Origin of the sequence: Desulfosporosinus acidiphilus SJ4 (genome assembly GCF_000255115.2) — a bacterium.
Classification (GTDB): domain Bacteria; phylum Bacillota; class Desulfitobacteriia; order Desulfitobacteriales; family Desulfitobacteriaceae; genus Desulfosporosinus; species Desulfosporosinus acidiphilus.
Genome location: NC_018068.1, coordinates 2,357,410 through 2,378,021 on the forward strand (window position 1 = coordinate 2,357,410; position 20,612 = coordinate 2,378,021).

Consider the following 20,612-nt stretch of genomic DNA (forward strand, 5'->3'; position numbering starts at 1 on the left):
TAGAGGATGGCGAAATATAAACTTCCTAAACCTGGAGACTTATCATCAAGCATCAATTATAATCCCCCGGCGAAGGATTGGATGGATATTCCTGTTGAGTTCAAACCAGCTACCTACCCTGCGGCTGGTAAAGAAAAAGATCTGCTAACTGTAGGTTTTCCTAATGCTCATCAATGGACGCCGGAAGACGAGGATTGGAACTTGCCGGAGGGTTGGGAAGATACCATTATCAAAGGGATAGAAGAAAGATTAAGCAAATACCGTTCTTTTAAGTTATTTATGGATGTTTGCGTCAGATGCGGTGCTTGTGCCGATAAATGTCATTTCTATATCGGTACCGGAGACCCCAAAAACATGCCGGTGGTAAGAGCCGAATTATTAAGATCAGTGTACAAGAGATATTTTACAAAAGCCGGAAAAGTTTTAGGACGATTAGCCGGAGCTCGTGATCTTAATGCTGATGTATTAAAAGAATGGTGGTACTATTTCTTTCAATGTACTGAGTGCAGACGCTGTTCCGTCTTTTGTCCTTATGGCATTGACACGGCTGAGCTAACCATCATGGGTAGAGAACTTCTTAACTTGTTAGGCTTGAATATTAACTGGATTTCCGGACCGGTAGCAGCTTGTTACATGAAGGGAAACCACTTGGGTCTCGAGCCTCACGCTTTAAAAAGTAATATTGAACTCATGATTGATGATATCGAGGATATTACGGGAATCAGAGTGAACCCAACATTTAACAGAAAAGGCGCGGAAATTCTCTTCGTTACTCCCTCCGGCGACTTCATGGGTGAGCCTGGAATATACACGTGTATGGGCTATCTCATGCTTTTCCATGAACTTGGTTTGGATTATACCTGGAGCACATATGCTTCTGAGGGTGGAAACTTCGGATTCTTTACTTCTAACGATATGGCTAAGAGACTTAACTCAAAGATCTACGCTGAAGCTAAGCGATTAGGAGTTAAATGGATTCTTGGTGGAGAATGTGGTCACATGTGGCGTGTTCTTAATCAATATATGGATACCTGGAACGGACCTGCCGATTTCCTAGATGTACCCGTTTCCCCAATTACCGGAACGAGATTTGAAAATGCGAAATCCACGAAAATGGTTCATATTACAGAATTTACAGCGGATTTAATTAAGCACAATAAACTCAAATTGGATCCAAGCAGAAATGATCATTTAAGGGTTACTTTCCATGATTCCTGCAATCCTTCTCGCGGTATGGGACTCTTGGATGAACCACGATATGTTATTAAATCTGTTTGCAACAATTTCTTTGAAATGCCGGAAAACACAATCCGTGAAAAGACCTTCTGCTGCGGCAGCGGTTCAGGGTTGAATGCTACTGAAAATATGGAAGAACGAATGAGGGGCGGGTTCCCTCGGGCCAATGCGGTGAAATATGTTCATGATAAGCATGGGGTAAATATGCTTGCGAATATCTGTGCTGTTGATAGGGCGGCTTTACCCGCATTAATGGATTATTGGGTCCCTGGTGTTGGTGTTGCCGGTACTCACGAATTACTTGCTAATGCGTTGGTGATGACTGGCGAAAAAGAGAGGACAACTGACTTACGCGGTGAGGATTTACCGGGAAAGGAGGGCAATGAATAATGTATAAAGGCGGAAGAATTATTGCTTCGCTGGTAATTTTTGTTGCTGTTCTCGCGTTTCCCTTCTTCTATAATCTTGGTAAAGCAGCCGCCGGTCCAGTGATTAATGTACCCTCTAACAGCCAATGTGTTGAACCGGCCGCCTATATGAGGGCAAATCATATGCAGCTGCTCAACGAATGGCGGGATCAATATGTGCGTGAAGGTAAGACAGTTTACGTTAACAGTCAAGGCAAATCCTTTGACATTAATATTGATACCTGTACGAAGTGTCACTATGCCAATTCTTCAACGGCAGTAAATCATCCAGCGGTAAGCACGACTGGAGCAAATCCTGCGACGAACACAACAGGTGCGAGTAACTCCGTAGTAAATCCGTCTGATCAATTCTGTGTTACTTGTCATAATTATGCATCAGTAGAGCCGACCTGCTGGAGTTGCCACAATCTACCAGGGGGGGCGAATCAATGAGCATCAATAGACGTCAATTTTTAAAAAGAGCAGGGGCTATGACAGCCTTGGGACTCGGCGGTTCACTTGTTTCCTTAGGAATTGAAGACAAATTGGTTTCCGCGGCTTCTGAGTATGAAGCGGCCCCCAACGCTGATAAAATTAAGCATTGGGCTATGGTTGTGGATATGAGCAAGTTTAAAACTCAGGCAGATATTACTCGTGTCATTCAGGCTTGTGATAAAATCCATAATATACCGAATTTGGACCATACTAAGGGTGAAATCAAGTGGATTTGGGATGACGACTTTGAACACACCTTTGCAGAGTCAGAGAATGAATATCTCGATGAAACGATGAAAAATCTGCCTTTTATCGTCATGTGCAATCATTGTGAAAACCCCGCCTGTGTTCGGGCATGTCCTACCGGTGCGACATTTAAACGCGCTGATGGTATTGTAACTATGGATTTTCACCGTTGTATCGGATGTCGTTTTTGTATGGGTGCTTGTCCCTTCAGTGCCAGAAGTTTTAACTTTTGCGATCCTAGACCTTACATCGAAGACTTTAACCCGGATTTTCCGACCAGAACTAAAGGTGTTGTGGAAAAATGTCTGGGTTGTTATGAAAGGCTGGAAAAAGGAGAACAACCTGCCTGTGCTGAGGCTTCTAATGGAGGTATGATTTTCGGTGATTTAAATGACGAAAATTCAGAAGTTCATAAGATTGTCAGCACAAAATTAACCATTCGCCGCAGGACAGAGTTGGGAACCCAACCGAACATCTATTACTTGGTAGGAGGTGGGGACCATGTTTGAAAAAGCTCTGTCGGGTAGCAAAAAATATTGGGCATGGATAATTTTCCTCTTGGCAGTTATTGCCGTTGGCTTCTTCTGCTATATGAGACAGTTTAATTATGGTCTTGGACTGACAGGTATGAGCCGTGATGTAACTTGGGGATTGTATATTGCACAATTTACCTTTCTGGTTGGTGTGGCGGCATCTGCTGTTATGCTTGTAACACCCTATTATCTTCACGATTTTAAACGCTTTGGCAAAATGGTTATCTTTGGTGAATTTTTAGCCATCGGTGCTGTGATCATGTGTATCTTATTCATCTTTGTTGACGTAGGTCAGCCAATGCGTATTCTTAATGTATTGTTGTATCCGCAATTACACTCAGTTATGTTCTATGATATGTGTGTTCTCTGCGGTTACCTGGCAATTAACTGTATCGTAGGCTGGACATCGCTCGGCGCTGAGCGCAAAGGTGTTCATTATCCTAACTGGGTTAAACCAATTATCTATCTTTCGATTCCCTGGGCATTCAGTATTCACACGGTTACAGCTTTCTTGTATGCTGGTTTGCCTGGCCGAAGTTTTTGGATGACCCCTATTATGGCAGCCCGATTCCTCGCTTCGGCATTTGCGGCAGGCCCTTCTCTTCTTATTCTTTTGATGTTAATTGTGCGTAAAGTTAGTAAATTTGATCCTGATCCTGAGCGTATTGCGATTCCATCTTTGGTCAAAATTATTCGCTACGCTATGATTGCCAACATTTTCTTCTATATTTGTGAAGTCTTTACTGCCTTTTATAGTAACATTCCTGAAGAAATGGCGTCATTTAAGTATATTTTCGTCGGGCTTGACGGACATGCTACCTTGGTGCCGTGGATGTGGACAGCAACTTTTCTTGCTTTCCTTGGTGTAGCTTTGTTAATCTTCCCAACACGGAAGAGTCCGGTACTTCTGCCAATTGCTCTTCTATCAATCTATTTAGCGAACTGGATTGATAAAGGCGTTGTCTTAATTCTCGCCGGATTTGTTCCCAACTCATTTGACAGAGTTGTAGACTATATACCAACTGCTAACGAAATAGCAATTGTCCTTGCTATTTATGCCATTGGGGCATTGATTGTTACAGTTCTCTATAAAGTCGCAATATCAGTCAGAGAAGAAAAAGCTGCTTAAATCTTAAGTTATTTTTGTTGATTATTGAATGAGTTAAAGATTTGTAGTAAACTCATCAATATCAATTTTATAAACTCATTAAAGGAGGATATTTAAAATGGCTCAAATTACTGTTGGGGATTTAGTAGTAGACTTGGATGAAGACGGTTTCTTAGAGGATCATAAACAATGGACTGTTGATGTAGCAAATGCTCTTGCTAAAACTGAAGAAATCGAAGAATTAGGTGAAGAGCACTGGAAAATGATCAATTACCTCAGAGATTACTATGATCAATTCGGTGTTGCTCCAATGGTTCGTAAAATGTGCAAAGACACTGGTTTCGATCAAAAGAAAATCTATGAATTATTCCCAGCTGGCCCTGGAAAGGGAGCTTGCAAAATCGCTGGCTTACCAAAACCAACTGGTTGCGTGTAATAAACGCATTAATCCAGTAGTGCCAAATCCCAGAAGCACGAAGTTATATTTGGAGTCGATCATCATGATCGGCTCCTTTACTTTTCTTAAGGATTACTTTATCCAAGTTTAAGACCCCCATTTCTTAAAAGTGGGGGTGGATCTTTTGTAAACATCAGGTGGGGTAGAGTCCGCTTTTGAAGCTCCGAAGTTCAGCTTTAGCTGAACGAGTTTACTGGGCAGGAATTTTGAGAACTATGTTGAACTATAAATACAGTCTGTAATATATAATTTCGAAATTATATAAAATAAACGTATGGCGAAACCAGAAACAGAAATCACGGTAACTACGGAAAATAGGTATCGAACTCATTCAGCTAATGCTGAACATTGAGGATTCGGTGGGGAATCTATTCCCAGCAAAGAAATCGAAGGAGAGACGCAGTAACCCCATTGCTAGAAGTAGTTTTCTTAGTGGATATACTTTAAGCAATCGAACAATAATAATTCAATTAAACAAAAGTAATTACAATATGATTTACAATATATTTACATGAGGGAGCGAATCACTTGATAAATCAAAGACTGCAAGATCAAATTGGATTTATCGTTGAAATTGACCGATTAAAAAGGATTTTCCGGCAAAATGTTGTTATTGGAACGACTGAGCAGGAAAATGATGCTGAGCATTCATGGCATATGGCTGTTATGGCTATAATACTGTCTGAATATTCTTCGGTTGAATTAAATATCTTAAAGGTTTTGAAGATGATCCTCGTCCACGATCTTGTTGAAATCCATGCCGGAGATACTTTCTGCTATGATGAGGAAGGATATCGAGATAAGGATGAACGCGAGCAAAAATCTGCGGACAGATTATTTAATCTCCTTCCTAACGATCAGGCTTCGGAAATTATGTCCCTCTGGCACGAATTTGAGGATATGGCTACACCGGAAGCAAAATTTGCTGCAAGTATTGACCGCCTGCAGCCTTTACTTTTAAACTACAATACGAATGGTCATACATGGAGGAAGCCAGGCATCATGAGCGATAAAGTATTAAAACGAAATTCTGTTCTCGAGGAACCGGTTCCTATTCTTTGGGATTTAGCTCAAAAGATCATTACCGATTCCATAGAAAAGGGCTACTTAAAGAAATAGGAAGATAAATATTAGTTTCAGGATTATACGGAGGAAATTCGATGGATCAGATAATATTTGCTCGGCAAAATGTAGTTGATATAGGTAAGGAAATATTGTCAACAAAGCTTACAGTGGGGACTTGGGGAAATATAAGCTGCCGGGTACCTAATCATGAATGTTTTGTTATCACTCCAACAGGGATGAACTATGACATCTTAACTCATGATGACATTGTAGTTATGGACTATAAAGGGGATAGATTAGCTGGTTCAAGATTACCCTCGATTGAATTGCCGCTTCATTTGGCTATTTATCATGCACGGCCGGACGTTCAGGCAATTATTCATACGCATAGCGCTTACGCGACTGCCGTGGCTGCTGCTCGAAAAGAAATTCCGGGAGCTGTAGAAGATTTGGTTCAAATTGTCGGTGGTAATGTTCGGGTTAACGAATACGCTCCGCCTGGAAGTAAGCAATTAGGTCTGAATACGGTAAAGGCTTTGGAGGGCAGAAATGCCGTTTTGCTTGCCAATCATGGTATGCTTGGGGTTGGCAGTAATTTAGACGAAGCTTTGAAGGTTTGCCAAATTGTTGAGAAAGCAGCAAAAATAACGATTTTCGCTCAGTTGTTGGGCGGAGTTGTGGAATTATCCTCAGAAGATATTGAGGGAATGAGGAACTTTTATCTTCATAGTTACGGACAAAGATAATATCAATGTCTTAGTTTAGCTTATCTATGGAGCAGATAATATATGGAAAAGATAATGACTCATTTATAAGAAACTATAGAGAATCAATTAGTAAATAGTGTATAATTAAAACTTAGAAACAGAAAGAGGGTATTAGCACATGAAATCAACGATTCGTGATTTATCTTTAGCACCTCTTGGACAAAGTAAAATTGATTGGGTAGCTCCAAGAATGCAAGTCCTAAATATGGTACGGGAAGAGTTTGAAAGAAAACAGCCTTTTGCGGGGAAAAATGTTGTTATTTGCCTGCATTTAGAAGCGAAGACGGCCTATCTTGCTCATGTTGTTCGGGCTGGCGGAGCAAATGTCACAGTGGTTGCCAGCAACCCGCTTTCTACACAAGATGATGTCGTGGCTGCTCTTGTCCAGCAAGGGATTCAAGCTCATGCCTGGCATAATGCCACTGAAGAGGAATATAAGCAGCATCTCCAACTGGCCCTGGATACAGAGCCGGATTTTATCATTGATGATGGTGGAGATCTTGTTTCGACAATTCATACAACACGGCCCGAATTGCTGAAAAAAATTAAAGGCGGGGCAGAAGAAACAACCACCGGTGTATTACGCCTTCATTCGATGGCGAAGGATGGGGTTTTGCGGTTTCCAATGATCGCCGTCAATGATGCTCAATGTAAATATCTGTTTGATAATCGCTATGGGACCGGGCAATCTGTCTGGGATGGAATCATGCGCACAACGAATTTAGTGGTTGCCGGTAAAACAGCAGTCATTGCGGGGTATGGCTGGTGCGGCAAAGGTGTGGCTATGCGGGCTAAGGGCTTGGGCGCCCGAGTCATTATTTGCGAAATTAACCCCATCAAAGCTAATGAAGCTTTAATGGATGGTTTTGAAGTGATGCCTATGGTTGAAGCGGCCCAATACGGAGATTTCTTTATTACCGTGACTGGGAATACGAACATCATCAACAAAGAGCATTTTGTTCATATGAAATCCGGAGCCGTTCTTTGTAATGCCGGTCACTTTGATGTGGAGGTTAATGTAGCTCAGCTTAAAGAGATTGCCGTGTCAGAAAGAGTTGCCCGAACGAATATTGCAGAGTATGTATTGTCAACTGGTCAAAAGTTATATGTATTGGCCGAAGGACGACTTGTAAACCTGGCAGCCGGAGATGGACACCCTGCAGAGGTCATGGATATGACCTTCGCCCTTCAGGCGTTATCCCTGGAATACGTCGCAGCTAATCATGAGAAACTGTCAGCCGGAGTTTATCAAGTTAATTCAGAGATTGATGAAAAAGTAGCTCAATTGAAGCTTCAATCCTTGGGTTTATCCATTGATACTTTATCCAAAGAGCAAGAGGCATATCTCGCATCATGGATCCCCGAAGCTGATTAAGGCTAGTCAGATGAATTATGTTCTTCAATAGTATGACCTTGAAAACACCGTTTCACTAACGGTGTTTTTATAGTGGTTTTGGTGAGGACTCTACCCTCACCAAAGAAGCCGAAGGAGTAATTTTACTTTCATAAGTAGATTTCCCCGAGGAACTATGTTTTTAACGAAACAGTATCCAGTGGATAAGCTATAACCCGCATTATATCAGTGTCATATATCAACAATATTGGGGTATATGTACCGAAAAGGGATTTTCTCAGGGGAATCTAAGTAGGGTTCTTAGAATAGCGAGAAATAATTATATAAGGAAGGATTATCCTTTAATAGAGTATAATTATATAATAATTCTTAGAATAAAAGGGAGGCAAAGGCATGGGAAAAAGACTCATCGTTGCCGAAAAGCCATCTCAGGCCCGTGAATATGCCAATGCCTTAGGGGTTAGAAATAGAGGAGACGGTTACCTAGAGAATGAGGACTATGTGATCACTTGGTGTTATGGACATTTGTTAGAATTAGAACGCCCAGAGGCCTATATGGATTTAGAGCGAGTGGGCAAGCGCTGGAGTTTGAATCGTTTGCCTGTACTGCCTCAGGCAGCAGAGTTTCGAAGAATTATCAAGTCCGGTGCAGAAAAACAGTATCAGGTCGTGCTGCACTTTCTTAAATCCTCGCAGATTCAAGAAGTTATTTGTGGGACAGACGCTGACCGAGAAGGACAGTTGCTTTTTCAAGAAGTTTGGGAAGCTGCAAATTGCCCAAAACCCTTAAAACGACTTTGGATCTCGTCCTTAACTGTCTCTGCAATACGTGAGGGACTAGAAAACCTTCAGTCGGCAGAGTCTGTTGCGGGTTTAGCAGCTGCCGGAAATGGAAGATCTTATGCGGATTGGGATTTTGGTATGAATTTGACGGAAGGATTTACTTCTTTGTTTGGGAGTTATGATTCTTCACAAAAGAAACCTAATGTTATTTCCATAGGAAGGGTACAAACCCCCACACTTGCTTTAATTGTCACGCGAGAATGGGAGATTCAGGATTTCATTCCCCAACCTTTTTTCGAAATCAATGCTGAGTTTGCAGCATGTTCGGGCAATTACCACGGAAAATGGTTTGATCCCAGTGATGAAGCGAGGCGATTGTTAAAACTCCAGGAAGCTGAGGAAATCCTCAGTAGAATTCAAGGCAAACCTGCCTATATCGGGAAACTTAGCCAAAAAAGCGTTAAGGAACCACCGCCTCTGCTCTTCGATTTAACATCTTTAACTGTTACCGCGTCGAAAAGATACGGTTATACCGCTGAAAAAGTTTTGCAAATAGCCCAATCCCTTTATGAAAAAAAAGGAATTACGTATCCGCGAACTGATTGCGCTTATCTTCCTAAAGACATGATTCCTAAGTTGCTTGATCATCTTAAAGCGGTAAATCATGAGCCCTATCGATGGTTGGTAGAGGAAGCGAGCCGTTTAGGAGTTCCCACTGGGAAACGTGTAATCAATACAATTTCAGCCCACCATGCAATTATTCCTACCAATGAAAAAATCCCCTGGGCTAGACTTACTAAAGATGAGCAGAATCTCTATGATTTGATCATAAGGCGCTTTCTTGCTGTTTGGTTTCCTCCGGCTATCTACAAACAAACAGATGTTGAGACCCGGATTGAGAGTGAGTACTTCCGCACGAAAGGAAAGGTCTTGGTAAACGCCGGTTGGAAAGTTGTTTATGGGAAAGAGGACAATGAAGAGGGTGCCGATGAATCTCTTCCGCCTCTCAATCAGGGAGAAGAGGTTGTAATAAAAGACCTTTCTATTGAAGAAAAATCTACAACTCCACCTAAACGCTATACTCAAGGTGATTTGCTTAAGGCGATGGAAGGAGCAGGGAGGCAAGTCGATGATGAAATTCTTCGGCAGCAATTAAAAGGGAAAGGGTTAGGTACCGTTGCAACGCGACCGGCAATTATTGAAAGCTTACTAGACCGGGGGTACATTTTTCAAGAACAAAAGGCACTCAAACCAACAACAAAAGGAATAGAACTAATTAAACTTATCAAAGAACGACTTTCCAAGGCTCAGCTCCTGATCAGTGCGGAAATGACGGGTCAAATGGAGTTTAATTTGGCGAAAGTAGAAAAGGGAGAATTATCTTTAGAGGCGTATATGGCAGACGTTGAAGGTGCGATTAAGCAGATTATTGCCGAATTGCGTGTATTTCAGAAAACCTATGGTAAAATGCCTTTAGCCTTAGGTCCTAGAGTTACAGCTGTAACATCGGCAAAAGGTAAAACAGATCAATTAATTGAACCAAAAGTTAAATCAAAACCTAAAATAGCGAGCTCCAAGCAAACTCAATCTAATTCGGAGTCTAAAAAAAGCAATCCTTTAAATCTTGGCAGATGCCCCAGGTGCGGCCATGATGTGATCGAGGGACAGAAAGGATTTGGATGTTCTGATTGGAAAAATGGATGTAAATTTGTATTATGGAAAAAGCAAATTTGCGGAAAAACAATCACTTCTAATCAAGTGAAAAGTCTGTTAAAAAAGGGCAGAACCCCACTTATTAAAGGATTCAAATCAAGTACCGGCAAGAAGTTTTCTGCATTTTTGGTTTGGGAAAACTCTGTTGAGGGTAAACTGAAATTTGAATTTGAGGGAGCAAAATAGCTTATCCCTGCTTAGTTTCTAAATACACTTAAAAATACATCAGATTGGATGGAGAACATAATGGCAGCTTCATTTGCACAACTTGGCTTAAAAGAAGAATTAATACTTGCCTTGAAACAACAAGGTATCAATGAACCGACAGCAATTCAAGAACAAGCAATACCTCTGATTATAAAGAATTTTGATGTCGTTGGGCAATCGCAAACAGGAACGGGTAAGACGTTAGCCTATCTGCTGCCTATTTTTCAAAAAATTGATGTCTTAAAAAATGAGACACAAGCATTGATTCTTACTCCAACTCATGAATTAGCTCTGCAAATTCAGGGTGAGATAGAGATGCTAGCTAAAAATTCGGGAGTGCTGGTAACTTCAGCGGTTATTATCGGGAACGTGAATATCGCTAGGCAAATTGAGAAGCTCAAAGGAAAACAGCATATCATTGTAGGTTCTAGTGGTCGGGTTCTGGAGCTCATAAGAAAGAGGAAAATTTCAGCCTCCACCATTAAAACAATTATTCTTGATGAAGCCGACCGGCTATTCGATGAAAATAATTATAAAGATGTCATGGCAGTGCTCAAAACAACGTTGAGGGATACACAATTAGTTTTGTTTTCTGCCACTCTGCCAGACTCTGCCCTAAAGCAGGCCAAAAACGTTTTGAAAAATCCTAAAATAGTCCGAATTTCTGAGAAGCCCAAAATAGCTCCCGGTATTTCACACTTCTATTTTGTGGCAGAACAAAGAGACAAAATTGAAGTTTTAAGAAAGCTCATTAGGTTAATGAATCCCACAAGATCCTTAATCTTTATTAATAAAAGTGAAGATATCGAAACGATTGTTGAAAAACTGAAATTTCATGGATTAGAAACAGAAGGTATTTACGGGGGTGCCAGTAAAGTAGATCGTGGCAAAGCTATGGATGACTTTAAACGAGGGAGAATTAAGCTATTAGTTGCTTCCGACTTAGCTGCCAGGGGGCTGGATATCAAAGGAGTAAGCCATATTTTCAATCTGGATTTACCTGAGGATCCGCAGTTGTATCTGCACCGTGTAGGAAGGACCGGACGGGCAGGGGAAGACGGAGTTGCGGTATCTCTTGTTACGAAATACGAAATATCTAGTTTAAATAAGTTGGAACGTGATTATGGGGTTAAGATTTATCCAAAAGAAATGGCCTTTGGAAAGATTATTGATCCCGCCGTGAAAACAAAGGTAAAAAGCAATACGTCTAAGAATATAAGCCCGCAGAGAGGTAAGACAAATCATTAATTTTTTCTGAAAATTATTGTATAATCAATTTAGGATTTTCAAATTTGATATCGGAAATAATGTTTTCTTGATTATAACTTGGAATATTTTTAGTTACGGCTTCGGATGAAATTCGAAGATAAAGGATTTTTTAAATTATGATGGGTTAAATAGGAGGTAAGCGATGTATTCTTCTCCTTGGGAATTAACTCAGGCTTTAGAAGACGAAGGCTATTTAATTGACCAAGAAACAGCTACTACCTTATTTTTAGCTCTTTCCTTACATAAACCCTGCCTTATTGAAGGTCCTGCGGGTGTTGGGAAAACGCAGCTGGCCATAGCCTTGGCCAAGGCGGAATGTCGCAAATTGATACGGCTGCAATGCTATGAAGGACTGGATATCACAAAAGCACTTTATGATTGGAACTATGCCAAGCAGCTTCTTCGCTTGCAGCTGGCAAAAACCGATGATTGGGATAAAATTAAGCTCGATTTATTTTCAGAAGAATTTTTGCTTTCTAGACCCCTTTTGAAATCCATTCGTTCCGATGACCCCGTCTTATTATTAATTGATGAATTGGATAAAAGTGATGAGGAGTTTGAAAGCTTCCTCTTGGAGTTGTTAGCTGAGCAGCAAGTCACGATACCAGAAATGGGTACGATTACTTCTAAGTCAAATCCCATCGTAATTTTGACAAGCAACAACAGTCGTGATTTTAGTGATGCCTTAAGAAGACGATGTATTCATATCTATTTGACATATCCGACCCTCGAAAGGGAAATGTCTATTTTGAATTCGCAGGTTCCGGACCTTGCAGAACATCTTATTCAGGAGGTCTGTGAATTTGTTGCAAAAGTGCGTAAGCTCCCTTTGCAAAAGTTGCCAAGTGTTTCAGAATCCATTGATTTTGCTTGCGCTTTGAAAGCTCTTCAGAAAGAACATGTTAATTATAGTGATTTACTTGGGATACTCAATGTATTATTGAAGTATCCTAAGGATATGGTATTGTTGCAGGAACGCCTTAAAAAGTGGGAGTCCGAAGAGAAAGTCAGGATGAGCTAAACCATGAATGGGTGGAATTTTATCCGTTTGATTAATGCTCTGAGACATGTATCGATCATGATTTCTTCGCAAGATGTGTGTGAAGCTCAAATTTGTTTGGCACGTTTTCCAAATATCTCTGAGAAGCAGATTATAAAGGCACTGCTTATTCACAGATCCCAGGACATTTTAATGTTCGAAAGTGTTTGGAGAATTTTATTCGATGATAATTCAATAGATGCAATCAACGGAGAAGAAAAGGAAAAGGATTCGATTAAACAAGAGCTCAACAGTCCAAGTATTGGCGGACAAGGGATTGGGAGGGGTTTTGGCGGCCTTAGCCTGACAAATTCATTGACAAACAAAAGCTTGCGCGAGATTTCTTTAATTAGTAATCGTCAGAAGCTTGAAATGCTTGTCAAGGAGGGAGCAGCCTTTGATGATCTTGTACAAGCCGCATTAACAGATTTGGACTATTATACTTGGATTAATTCCTATGATTTGGCTTATCGCCGGGGAACTCTTACTGAAGAGGAATGGAACATCCTCCAGGAGTATCAAACTCTATTAATGGATGAAATCAGACATCAGGTTATAGCAATCCAGGTGAACCAAGAAAATTGCTGGCAGCCACTTCTCCGGCAGCATTGGTTATTTAAACCGCTCAGTATGCTGACAGAATCAGAGAAGAACTTAGTTAAGTCAAGCATTCGGAAATGGGCGCGCAAACTAGCTGTTCGAACCGGACAACGCTGGAAAACTAACCAAAGAGGGAGAATTGATCTCGCTCGGATTATCCGCCAAAGTGCCCAGTGGGATGGCCTGATTTTTCGTCTGAATTATCATCAGCAAATCCCTAGTGTTCCAGAATTAGTGGTTCTCTGCGATGTTTCGAATTCGATGGCTCCGTTTGTGGAGTTTCTGCTCTTTTTAGTTTCTTGTCTTAGACGGCGTTTCCGTAAGCTTAGAGTTTATTTTTTTATTGATAAGGTATGGGATGTTTCGAGTTTTGTTTGGGATGAGGACTTCGATAATATTAGGGAAGAAATTCGCAGTTGGGGGCATAAGGTTAGTTTGGGCTTTTCAGATTACGGAGCAGTTTTTAAAGAACTAGCCGAGACCTATTTGAAAGATGTGTCTGCTAGAGCTTCGGTTTTATTATTAGGCGATGGCAAAAATAATTACCGGTCTCCGGAAAAAGAATACATAGCGCAAATTTCTGCCAGGGTTCGGCAGATTATTTGGTTGAATCCTTTAAACATTGAAGAATGGAACGATCCGGATAATATCATGAAAGTATATCAGCCTTTTTATTCAAGAGCATTTTGCTGCGGTACGGCCAATGATTTGCAAAGAATCGTAAAAGAAGTTTTCTAGAGGAGGGTCTTGCTTATTTCCATTCTAATTTCAACGGTCATCTTAATAACGGTTGTCCAATTAATAATTCTCGGCTCAGTGGTGTTTTTGGAAAACAGAGATCCGTCCAAAACAATTATTTGGTTGTTAATTCTAGGGGCTCTGCCAATCTTAGGAGCTCTAATTTATTTAATGTTAGGTCGAGTCGTTCGTAAACATCAACTTTCCCAGCATACCCAGCTTTTGCCAGGGCCTACGGAAGAAATTTTAAAAGAACGGCAGGGAAAATCGGATTATGATGATCAGACCACAGGTATTCTTATTAATCGTAAATTAGCTCGAATTTTAATGAATGATGCCTCTGCTCCCATAACCTTTAACAATTGTTCAGAAGTCCTTACCAATGGGATCGATACTTTTAAGGCCATCTTTGAGGCTATAGAAATTGCCGAGAATCATATTCATCTGGAATTTTTCATCTTTCACAATGACAGTATTGGCAGGGATATCCTAAATTTATTGATTCAAAAGGCCTCCGAAGGTGTAAAAGTTCGGGTTTTGGTGGATGGCTTAGTAAACAGTTCTTTGCGAAAACGATTTGGCGCATTAAGAGAAGCGGGAGTTGAGGCGGAAGTGTTTTATCCTGTACGCTTTCCCTTTTTATCCCGGCGACTTAATTTACGCAATCACCGGAAGATTGTCGTTATTGATGGACGAATTGGTTTTGTAGGAGGACTTAATGTCGGAGATGAGTATTTATCTCGCAATCAACGAATTGGATTTTGGCGCGATACGTTTCTCAAACTCGAAGGGGATTCCGTTAATTTCCTTCAGGCTGTATTTCTGAACGATTGGAATGGTACGACTCGCCAGAATGTTTTTTTACCGGAATATTATCCTCAATCAAAGCAATTAGCAGTCCAAATGACGCAAATTGCCGCAACGGGTCCGGATTCGAATTGGGGATCAATGCTGGAAATCTTCTTTGTGGCTTTAACGAGTGCGGAGAAAACTATTTTTATTGAAACACCTTATTTTATTCCCGATGAAGGGTCGATGATGGCCTTAAAAACTGCTGCCCTAAGCGGCTTAGATGTTCGGGTTATTCTTCAAGGGGTGCCTGATCATAAAATTACTTATTGGGCGTCTCTTTCCTATGCTGAAGAGTTATTGGAGGCAGGTGTTCGCATTTATCAATATCAGAAAGGAGTTCTCCATGCCAAGATTCTAATCCTTGATGGTGAAATTGGAGTTGTAGGATCAACCAATTTTGATATCCGCAGTTTCAGTTTAAACTTTGAAATAAGTGCTTTTATTTATGACAAACCTTTAGCTCATCGATTGGAACAAGACTTCTATCAAGATCTAAAAGACAGCAAGGAAATAATCCTCGAGGACTATAAGAAACGTCCCTTAGCTAATAAACTGAAGGAGTCAAGTTCTCGTTTGTTTTCTCCACTTTTATAAAAGATAGCCGTTCCGGAAGCTTATACTGAAAAGACCTCTCATACAATAGCGTGTGGGAGGTTTTTTTTATTATTTGCGTCGCTGGCCAAGACGATATGCGGATGGCAATGAGGCCGCACTCCAACTCATTTCGCATACTCATTCAGTGTGGAGGGCTAAGGGTCACTGAAGCCATGGACGGCGAAAAGAGACCAGAGGCCAAAATAGCGAACTTAAAAGTAGCGGTAGAAGGAGAGGGTGGAGCTTGGAACTTGAAGTGCAGACAGCAATTGTTGAAATAAGTCAGGATTGGTGTAAGAAATGTGGTATTTGTATAGTCTTTTGTCCTAAAAACGTGCTTGAAAGTGATGAATTTAGCCGCGTAGTCGTTGCTAAACCCGATCAGTGTATAGCTTGTAAGATCTGTGAGAAACTTTGTCCGGACTATGCCATAAATATTGAGGTGATTAACGATGTCTGATATTCGTCTAATGCAGGGCAACGAGGCCGTAGCCGAAGGAGCCTTGGCAGCAGGGGTACTTTTTTACGCAGGATACCCCATTACTCCTTCTACTGAAATTGCTGAGATTATGGCTGAGAAGCTGCCTAGGTGCGGAGGTACGTTTATCCAAATGGAGGATGAAATAGGTAGTATGGCAGCAGTCATTGGAGCATCTTTGGTAGGATTAAAATCTCTCACAGCAACAAGTGGTCCGGGGTTTTCTCTGAAACAAGAAAATTTGGGTTATGCTGTTGCTGCTGAGATTCCTTGCGTTATCGTTAATGTTCAGCGGGGCGGCCCCAGTACCGGCTTGCCTACCTCTCCTGCCCAGGCAGATATTATGCAGGCCCGCTGGGGCACACATGGAGATCACCCCATTATTGCCTTGACACCATCTTCGGTACAAGAGTGTTACGAATTAACGGTTAAAGCGTTTAACTTTGCGGAGGAGTTTCGCACGCCGGTCATTCTCCTCATGGATGAGGTTGTGGCCCACCTTAGAGAAAAGATTCTCATTCCAGAAAGCATGGAAATTTCAAATCGGAAAAAGCCGTCTGTACCTCCCGGTGAGTATGTCGCTTATGAAAATAATGAAAGCATGATTCCGGCGATGGCCAATTTCGGAGAGGGTTATCGTTACCATGTTACTGGGTTAACTCATAATGAAAAAGGATTGCCGACTGGGAATCCGATGGTCGTTAAGAAATTTTTACAACGATTGTCTCAAAAATTAGATCCGTATTTGGAACGGATTCAAATAGTGGAAGAAATTAATGCGGGGGACGCAGAATTAATTGTTATTGCCTACGGATGTTCAGCGCGCTCGTCTCTGGAGGCCGTTTACTTAGCTCGCCAAGAAGGATTAAAAGTCGGCTTCTTACGGTTTATAACGATCTGGCCGTTTCCCAATAAGCAACTCATAAGATTATCCAATCGCAAGTATTTGGTTGTAGAGATGAACTGCGGGCAGCTTGCGGGTGAAGTTGAAAAGCTATTTGGCTTTGATAGGGTAGATCGTCTCAATAGAATGGACGGCGAACTAATTACTCCCAGGGAAATTTTAGAAAGAATTCGGGAGGTAATATAAAGTGTTTCAGGATATTGCCCAATATTTTCGTATTGAGACCTTGCCTCATATCTGGTGCCCGGGTTGTGGAATCGGAACGATTACAGCGGCTATCGTTCGAGCAATTCAAGCCCTTCAATTGGATCAAAATAACGTAATATTTGTCTCAGGAATTGGCTGTTCTTCTAGGATGCCTGGCTACTTAGACTTTAACACCATTCATACGACTCATGGGCGAGCATTAGCCTTTGCCACTGGTATTAAGGCTGCACGGCCTAATTTAGATGTTTTTGTAGTTATGGGAGATGGGGATTCCACAGCCATCGGAGGCAATCATTTAATTCATGCAGCCAGGCGCAATATTGATTTGACGGCCATAGTAATAAATAACAGCATTTATGGGATGACAGGTGGTCAGACTTCGCCTTTAACACCCTATGATAAAAGAGGAACTACCTCACCTTATGGCAATTTGGAAAGACCTTTTCAAATCTTAGACCTCTGCGAGGCTGCTGGGGCGACCTATGGAGGAAGAGCAACTGCGTATCATAATCAAATCCTGACGAAATTAATCATGGATGCTTACAATAATTCAGGATTTTCAATCGTTGAAGCAATTTCCCAGTGCCCGGTTTCCTATGGACGGAAGAACCGTTTCAAGACTCCCGCCGATATGCTGCTTTGGCAGAAGGAACACGCCATAAAGTCCGGACAAATACCCGTCTCTGAAGAAGACTTTCCAATCGGTGAGATATTTAAACGACAAAGACCGGAATATACTCATGAATACGAAAAACTCAGAAAAAAACTAAGAGAGGCGAGTGCTTATGACTAAACAGAGATTTCTCCTGACTGGAACCGGTGGGCAAGGGTTAATTTTGGCGGGAATTATCTTAGCCGAGGCGGGAATTAAAGATGGGAGAAACGCTGCTCAAAGTCAGAGCTATGGTCCTGAGGCAAGGGGCGGCGCCTGTAGGGCAGAAGTTATTATCGGTGACGAAGAGATTTACTATCCAAAAATCGAAACCCCAGATTTCGTCTTGACACTCAGCCAAGAAGCTTATAAAAAGTATGGTTTGCACCTTAAAGATGATGTGGTGCTTATTGTGGATGATTTTTATGTACCTGAGGTAAAGCCGAGAATCAATAATTTTTACTCACTGCCCATAACAAAAGCTACCCGGGATGAGCTTCGTTCAGAACAAGGCGCTAATATTGTGGCCTTGGGTGTCCTAGGATCTTTAAGTGAAGCTGTCTCTTTGGAAAGTCTTAAGCAGGCAGTAAGACAAAGGGTTCCTCTGGGGACAATTGACAGGAATTTGAAAGCCCTTGATCTTGGCTGGGAGCTGGGCCAGAATGAAAAAGAAAAGCTTAGCAAACCGAGGTTAACTGAAGGTGATTGCTCTTGTCATATTTGAAGCAAAGAGAATGGGAGCAAAGTGGTTATTTAAGGTTAACAGAAGCATTAACTAAAGTTTTATTGGAAGAATGGGGCGGCCCAAGAAGTCCCATGGCCTTGAACTATATTCATGGAACGATAATTCCTGACCTTGCCAATTGCTTTTGGCAAAATGCAGACTTGTTGAGCAATATCACCTTTGAAGAAATAATCCAGTGGAAAATGAAGAATCAGTTTGCCAATCCTTCGGCAGTCGTCGCTGATTTAGCTAAGGATTTACTTCTCCCGGCTCAAAAAATTATCAACCGTCCACAAATTATTGATCCCAAGGAACCTTGGCGGCGTATTTTTCGCCTCTGGATTTATGAAGAATCATTGCCAAATATGGCTGAAAAAATGGGATATCCTTTAGATTATTTGGACTTGCTCCTGTTAAGATATAAGAAAGTCAAAGCTTTTATCCAGACTCACCGAGTGAGCCTTTTAGAATGTTTGCAAAATTTGGAGTTAAGGGAATATGGCGATGAACAGCTCAGTTTTCTTTATCAATTTCATACTTCATTTATGAATGATCCCTTATTCAGGGAACGATTGACCTTGGAGCAAGTAATCATTGATCTGGGTCTGCCCTTACAGGTATCTGATTTAGTTGCACTTTTGGAGATAATTCATACTCATGAAGGGTATTTAGATGAAAGTGATTTAATTGGACATTTCAGCAGTCAGCATATTAATCTGTTTTCTTGTGCCATAGAAGGATTGACAACATTGCACTATATACAGAAAAATAAAGCCGGCAAATTAACCTTGAGCGAAAAGAGTGCTCGAACCGTTGCCGGCTTCCTTTTACCGAGGTTAGGTGATCAATTAAAGAAGGCGATAATCATTAAGGATTATGAATGCGGTAAAGGAATTCTCATGAGGCTTAATGAGGAAGTCTTGGTCAAACTGTTGGATTGGACCTTCGTTGAGTTTAATCAAGAACAGATTTTTGAGTTACATAAGCGAATTTATAAAAAGATCAGTCGGAGAGTGGATATTCATCTCCTTAAAGGTTTTGCTAATATTCCGGAAGCTCAGGAACTTCTCCTAAATAATATAAGTGATCATGATAGTCTGATTAGAGCTGCTGCTTGTCAGGCATTAGGTAAACTTCAATGTAAAGAAGCCATATTCAATCTCATTCAACTTTTACGGGATCCAGTAGCAAGTGTTAAGGAAACGGCAGCCCAAGCTTTAGGAGAAATAGGAACGACGGCAGCCATCAAAGAATTGAACAGAGTAGTTGGAGATTACGGAGAATCCGTCAAAGTAAGGGAATGTGCACGAAGTGCTTTGAAAAAAATTGAGCAGGATAACTAAATAATGTTATCATCATCGAAACCCTGAGCTTCAGCGTTATCTGAACGAGTTTACTGGTTAAGTTCGAAAGCTATCAAGGCAGCTCCGAGTGCCGCTGTAATACTAGGTTCCTGAAAGACAGTAATAGGATGGCCAAGCTGTTGAGTTAGAGATTTTACAACTCCTTGATTGTGAGCGACGCCGCCTGTAAAAACAATTTCCGGTTCAAGACCGGTACGTCGAGTCATTGAAGCGACTCGACTGGCAACCGAATCACAAACTCCCGCCAGAATATCCTCTTTTGCTGTTCCCGCTGAAACGTGAGAAATGACTTCAGATTCTGCGAAAACAGTACAAAACGATGAAATTTTTGTTGGGTTATGGGAAGCTTTGACCAATGATCCTATTTCCGACATCTGGACTTCTAAAGCAGTGGCCATAACTTCAAGGAAACGCCCCGTACCTGCAGCACATTTGTCATTCATAGCAAAATCCGCGACTTTGCTATTAGGAAATAATCGAATGACCTTGCTGTCTTGCCCGCCAATATCAATGATGGTTTGAGCTTTCGGAAAAAGATGACTTATGCCTTTGGCCTGACATGTAATCTCAGAGACTTCTCTGTCTGCAGGAAAGGTAACTCGACCGTAACCGGTGGCTACCGTAGTTTGGATATCATAAGCTGATAGGCTGTTTTCTTTTAAGAGCTGCTCAATTAAGCGATTTGCTACGTCACGCCCGCTATACCCGGCCCTCGCAACGTTTTGGCCAATAATCTCCCGTTTATCGTTTAGCAATACGATTTTAACGGTGAGCGAACCAATATCTACCCCCATACAGTAATTACCCATCGTATTCCTCC

The 20,612-nt window shown here is 41.3% G+C and carries 19 protein-coding genes; 18 read left to right on the forward strand and 1 reads right to left on the reverse strand.

Going from position 1 to position 20,612, the window contains the following annotated elements:
- Positions 1-6: 6 nt before the first annotated feature.
- From dsrK to DESACI_RS10940, 18 genes are all read left to right on the forward strand, one after another.
- The gene (gene dsrK, locus DESACI_RS10855; RefSeq protein WP_014827240.1) at positions 7-1,626 is read left to right on the forward strand and encodes a sulfate reduction electron transfer complex DsrMKJOP subunit DsrK; all 1,620 of its coding nucleotides are present in this window, start codon (positions 7-9) and stop codon (positions 1,624-1,626) included.
- Complete coding sequence (gene dsrJ / locus DESACI_RS10860; RefSeq protein WP_014827241.1) at positions 1,626-2,096, forward strand: sulfate reduction electron transfer complex DsrMKJOP subunit DsrJ; 471 nt, start codon at positions 1,626-1,628, stop codon at positions 2,094-2,096. Before dsrK ends, dsrJ begins: the two co-directional genes overlap by 1 nt.
- Entirely contained in the window at positions 2,093-2,893 is an 801-nt protein-coding gene (gene dsrO, locus DESACI_RS10865) for a sulfate reduction electron transfer complex DsrMKJOP subunit DsrO (protein ID WP_014827242.1), read from the forward strand. The genes dsrJ and dsrO overlap by 4 nt, the downstream gene beginning before the upstream one ends.
- The gene (dsrP, locus tag DESACI_RS10870) at positions 2,886-4,046 is read left to right on the forward strand and encodes a sulfate reduction electron transfer complex DsrMKJOP subunit DsrP (protein ID WP_014827243.1); all 1,161 of its coding nucleotides are present in this window, start codon (positions 2,886-2,888) and stop codon (positions 4,044-4,046) included. The genes dsrO and dsrP overlap by 8 nt, the downstream gene beginning before the upstream one ends.
- Before the next feature lie 97 nt (positions 4,047-4,143).
- Positions 4,144-4,461 carry a TusE/DsrC/DsvC family sulfur relay protein gene (locus tag DESACI_RS10875; RefSeq protein ID WP_014827244.1) on the forward strand — a complete coding sequence of 106 codons (318 nt, stop codon included), beginning with the start codon at positions 4,144-4,146 and terminating at the stop codon, positions 4,459-4,461.
- A gap of 549 nt (positions 4,462-5,010) precedes the next feature.
- Positions 5,011-5,601 carry an HD domain-containing protein gene (locus tag DESACI_RS10880; protein WP_014827246.1) on the forward strand — a complete coding sequence of 197 codons (591 nt, stop codon included), beginning with the start codon at positions 5,011-5,013 and terminating at the stop codon, positions 5,599-5,601.
- 41 nt (positions 5,602-5,642) lie between these two features.
- Positions 5,643-6,293 carry a class II aldolase/adducin family protein gene (locus DESACI_RS10885; protein WP_014827247.1) on the forward strand — a complete coding sequence of 217 codons (651 nt, stop codon included), beginning with the start codon at positions 5,643-5,645 and terminating at the stop codon, positions 6,291-6,293.
- A gap of 139 nt (positions 6,294-6,432) precedes the next feature.
- Positions 6,433-7,689: an adenosylhomocysteinase gene (locus DESACI_RS10890; RefSeq protein ID WP_014827248.1), complete on the forward strand. Its 1,257-nt coding sequence runs from the start codon at positions 6,433-6,435 to the stop codon at positions 7,687-7,689.
- Positions 7,690-8,061: 372 nt separating this feature from the next.
- Positions 8,062-10,350 carry a type IA DNA topoisomerase gene (locus DESACI_RS10895; RefSeq protein WP_014827249.1) on the forward strand — a complete coding sequence of 763 codons (2,289 nt, stop codon included), beginning with the start codon at positions 8,062-8,064 and terminating at the stop codon, positions 10,348-10,350.
- 60 nt (positions 10,351-10,410) lie between these two features.
- Positions 10,411-11,619 carry a DEAD/DEAH box helicase gene (locus DESACI_RS10900; protein WP_014827250.1) on the forward strand — a complete coding sequence of 403 codons (1,209 nt, stop codon included), beginning with the start codon at positions 10,411-10,413 and terminating at the stop codon, positions 11,617-11,619.
- Positions 11,620-11,782: 163 nt separating this feature from the next.
- A complete protein-coding gene (locus DESACI_RS10905; RefSeq protein WP_014827251.1) occupies positions 11,783-12,661 on the forward strand; it encodes an AAA family ATPase in 879 nt (292 codons plus the stop codon).
- Positions 12,662-12,664: 3 nt separating this feature from the next.
- Positions 12,665-14,017 carry a VWA domain-containing protein gene (locus tag DESACI_RS10910; RefSeq protein WP_014827252.1) on the forward strand — a complete coding sequence of 451 codons (1,353 nt, stop codon included), beginning with the start codon at positions 12,665-12,667 and terminating at the stop codon, positions 14,015-14,017.
- Between the two features lie 9 nt (positions 14,018-14,026).
- Entirely contained in the window at positions 14,027-15,463 is a 1,437-nt protein-coding gene (cls, locus tag DESACI_RS10915) for a cardiolipin synthase (protein ID WP_014827253.1), read from the forward strand.
- 244 nt (positions 15,464-15,707) lie between these two features.
- Entirely contained in the window at positions 15,708-15,923 is a 216-nt protein-coding gene (locus DESACI_RS10920) for a 4Fe-4S dicluster domain-containing protein (RefSeq protein ID WP_014827254.1), read from the forward strand.
- The gene (locus tag DESACI_RS10925; RefSeq protein ID WP_014827255.1) at positions 15,916-17,031 is read left to right on the forward strand and encodes a 2-oxoacid:acceptor oxidoreductase subunit alpha; all 1,116 of its coding nucleotides are present in this window, start codon (positions 15,916-15,918) and stop codon (positions 17,029-17,031) included. Before DESACI_RS10920 ends, DESACI_RS10925 begins: the two co-directional genes overlap by 8 nt.
- Position 17,032: 1 nt before the next feature.
- Positions 17,033-17,845: a 2-oxoacid:ferredoxin oxidoreductase subunit beta gene (locus tag DESACI_RS10930; protein ID WP_014827256.1), complete on the forward strand. Its 813-nt coding sequence runs from the start codon at positions 17,033-17,035 to the stop codon at positions 17,843-17,845.
- Entirely contained in the window at positions 17,838-18,428 is a 591-nt protein-coding gene (locus tag DESACI_RS10935; protein WP_014827257.1) for a 2-oxoacid:acceptor oxidoreductase family protein, read from the forward strand. Before DESACI_RS10930 ends, DESACI_RS10935 begins: the two co-directional genes overlap by 8 nt.
- Positions 18,425-19,771: a HEAT repeat domain-containing protein gene (locus DESACI_RS10940; RefSeq protein WP_014827258.1), complete on the forward strand. Its 1,347-nt coding sequence runs from the start codon at positions 18,425-18,427 to the stop codon at positions 19,769-19,771. Before DESACI_RS10935 ends, DESACI_RS10940 begins: the two co-directional genes overlap by 4 nt.
- A 50-nt stretch (positions 19,772-19,821) precedes the next feature.
- On the opposite strand, the gene DESACI_RS10945 is transcribed toward DESACI_RS10940, so the two are convergent.
- Positions 19,822-20,601, reverse strand: a complete 780-nt coding sequence (locus tag DESACI_RS10945) for an acyl-CoA dehydratase activase (protein WP_014827259.1) — start codon at positions 20,599-20,601, stop codon at positions 19,822-19,824.
- Between the last annotated feature and the right edge of the window lie 11 nt (positions 20,602-20,612).